This is a genomic window from Pedobacter sp. 01T416_2, assembly GCF_056398925.1.
Window position 1 is genome coordinate 1 of the sequence record NZ_JBFTQI010000713.1, and the last position, 3,035, is coordinate 3,035.

3 protein-coding genes are annotated in these 3,035 nt (G+C 40.8%); all 3 read left to right on the forward strand.

The window, feature by feature from the left end; translation table 11 throughout:
* Positions 1–730: alpha-L-arabinofuranosidase C-terminal domain-containing protein (locus tag AC1DPQ_RS22910; RefSeq protein ID WP_477610980.1), on the forward strand; the 730-nt coding region annotated here is incomplete at its 5' end.
* Positions 731–746: 16 nt separating this feature from the next.
* A complete protein-coding gene (locus AC1DPQ_RS22915) occupies positions 747–2,285 on the forward strand; it encodes an alpha-N-arabinofuranosidase (RefSeq protein ID WP_477610981.1) in 1,539 nt (512 codons plus the stop codon).
* Positions 2,286–2,289: 4 nt separating this feature from the next.
* The coding region (locus tag AC1DPQ_RS22920; RefSeq protein ID WP_477610982.1) for a glycoside hydrolase family 43 protein at positions 2,290–3,035 on the forward strand (746 nt) is incomplete at its 3' end.

Sequence of the window (3,035 nt, forward strand, 5' to 3'; positions counted from 1 at the left end):
ATTGAATACTACTCTAAGAAGCAATAATGCCGATTTTATTGATGAACACTATTACCGCCCTGCTGATTGGTTTTTGAAAAATGCCGGCCGTTACGATAACTACCCAAGAAACGGATCGAAGGTTTTTGTTGGCGAATATGCGGTCCACGCAGACAATAGTATAGTTGGAAGTAACCGCAACAACTGGCAAAGTGCTTTAGCTTCAGCTTCATTGATGACAGGCTTAGAGCGCAATGCCGATGTGGTACAGATGGCTTCTTATGCGCCGCTTTTCGCCCATATTGATGCCTGGCAATGGGCACCCGATATGATCTGGGTAGATAACCTAAAATCGTACGGAACACCTGATTATTATGTACAGAAACAATTTTCTACGAATAAAGGAACCGATGTAGTTTCGGTTACGCTTGATGAAAAGAATATTATCGGCCAGGATGGCCTTTACGCATCTGCGGTAACCGATCAGGCAAAAAAAGAACTGATCATTAAAATTGCCAACAACTCCGATCAGGCGCAAAACATTGATTTCGACCTGGAAGGGAAAATGAAACTAAAAAGTAAGGCCACCAACGAGGAAATAGCGAACAGTAACCTAAATCAACTCAATTCTTTCGAAAATCCTGAAGCGGTTAGCCCACAAAAAAGTACTATTAATTTAAAAGGCAAAAAGCTCAACATCACTTTAAAACCTTATTCTTTTAACGTTATCAAAATTCCATTTAACCAATAGATTTAACGAGATCATGATGAAAAAACTTATCTTATCTGCGGCTGTATTCTGCAGTTCTATTTTAGTGCATGCACAAAGCGAAACCCAGTTAACCATTAAACCAGCAGGCGATCAGATAGTGAGCAAGCACATTTACGGTCATTTTTCCGAGCATTTGGGCCGCTGTATCTATGATGGCTTTTGGGTGGATGAAAACTCGACTATTCCCAATAAAGGAAGAATCCGTTTAGATATTGTAGATGCTTTAAAGAAGATAAAAGTTCCAAACCTGCGTTGGCCAGGCGGCTGTTTTGCCGATGAATACCATTGGAGAGATGGCATAGGGCCGAGAAATCAACGTCCGAAAATGGTAAACACCAACTGGGGCGGCGTAACTGAAGACAATAGTTTTGGTACACACGAATTTCTAGACCTCTGTCAGATGCTCGATTGCGAACCTTACATTGCAGGTAATGTAGGCAGCGGAACCGTTGAAGAAATGGCCAAATGGGTAGAATACCTGAACTTTGATGGTGTAAGCCCGATGACGGCCATCCGCAGCCAAAATGGTAGAGAAAAACCCTGGAAAGTGTCTTTCTGGGGTGTGGGTAACGAAAGCTGGGGTTGTGGAGGAAACATGACGCCTGCTTATTATTCTGATTTATACCGCAGGTACGCCACTTATGCACGTAATTATCCGGGCGCTCCGCTAAAAAGAATTGCCAGCGGTGCAAATTCCGACGATTACAACTGGACAGAAACCTGCATGAAAAACATCGGCAACCAGATGTGGGGATTAACTTTACATTATTACACCATTCCAACAGGAAACTGGGGCAAAAAAGGATCGGCTACCAAATTTGATGAAGCACAATACTTTTCGACCATGAAAAACTGTTTAAAAATGGAAGAACTGGTAACCAAACACTCAGCAATAATGGATAAATACGATCCAAAAAAGAAAGTGGCTTTAGTGGTTGACGAATGGGGAATCTGGACGGATGTAGAACCTGGAACAAACCCTGGTTTCTTGTATCAACAGAACAGTTTACGCGATGCTTTAATTGCTGGTACAACTTTGAATATCTTTAATAATCACTCCGATCGTGTTAAAGTAGCCAACCTGGCACAAACAATTAATGTTTTACAGGCCTTAATTTTAACCGAAAAGGATAAAATGATCTTAACCCCTACTTATCATGTTTTTGATCTGTACAAAGTGCATCAGGATGCAAAATATCTACCGATTGCCTTTACCAGTCCTGATTATACTGTAGGCGATCAAAAAATTCCGGCTTTAAATGTTTCTGCTTCTCAGGATGCAAGTGGTGTAATCCATATCTCATTGGTGAATTTAGACCCAAATAAAAAAATTGCCTTAAGCACCGTTTTAGATGGGTTAAAATGGAGCTCGGTTACAGGACAGATTTTAACCTCAGCCAAACTTACCGATGTAAATACGTTTAGCGATTCGAATAAAGTACACAATGCAAAATTTACTGGTGCAAAAAAATCAGGAAATTCGCTTAAAGTTGAGTTGCCTGCGCAATCAGTTGTGGTACTCGAATTAAAATAAAATGATGAAAAAACTCATATACCTTTCTATAATCTTACTATCGGCTTTTTTTAATGCTCAGGCACAGTCGAAAAAGGAGGTTTATCTCTTCGCCTATTTCAAAGGTAATGGGGAAGACGGGTTGCATCTGGCCTATAGTAACGATGCATACAAATGGACCGCGCTTAAGAATGATCAATCGTTCCTTACGCCTACGGTAAGCAAAGATAAATTGATGAGAGATCCTTGTATTATCCGAGGGGCTGATGGCTTATTTCACATGGTTTGGACAGTAAGCTGGAAAGATAAAGGTATCGGTTATGCCAGTTCGAAGGACCTGATTAGCTGGAGCGAGCAGCAGTTTTTACCAGTAATGGCTAAGGAAGATGGTGCGAGAAATACCTGGGCTCCTGAAATCACTTACGATAGCCGCACCAAGACCTATATGATTTATTGGGCTACAACCATTACGGGTAAGTTTAATGAAACAGCCTCAACAGAAGAAAGCGGTTACAATCACCGTATGTATTACGTTACAACCAAAGATTTCAAAAATTATTCGGAAACCAAACTGCTTTACGATCCGGATTTTAATGTGATTGATGCCACTATTGTAAAAAACGGGAAACAGTTTATCATGTTTTTAAAAGACGAGACCCGTGAGCCCGCTCAAAAGAATATCAAAATGGCTTATGCCGATCAATTGATTGGTCCTTACAGCAAAGCGGGAAATCCAATTACGGGAAATTATTGGGCTGAAGGACCAACAAC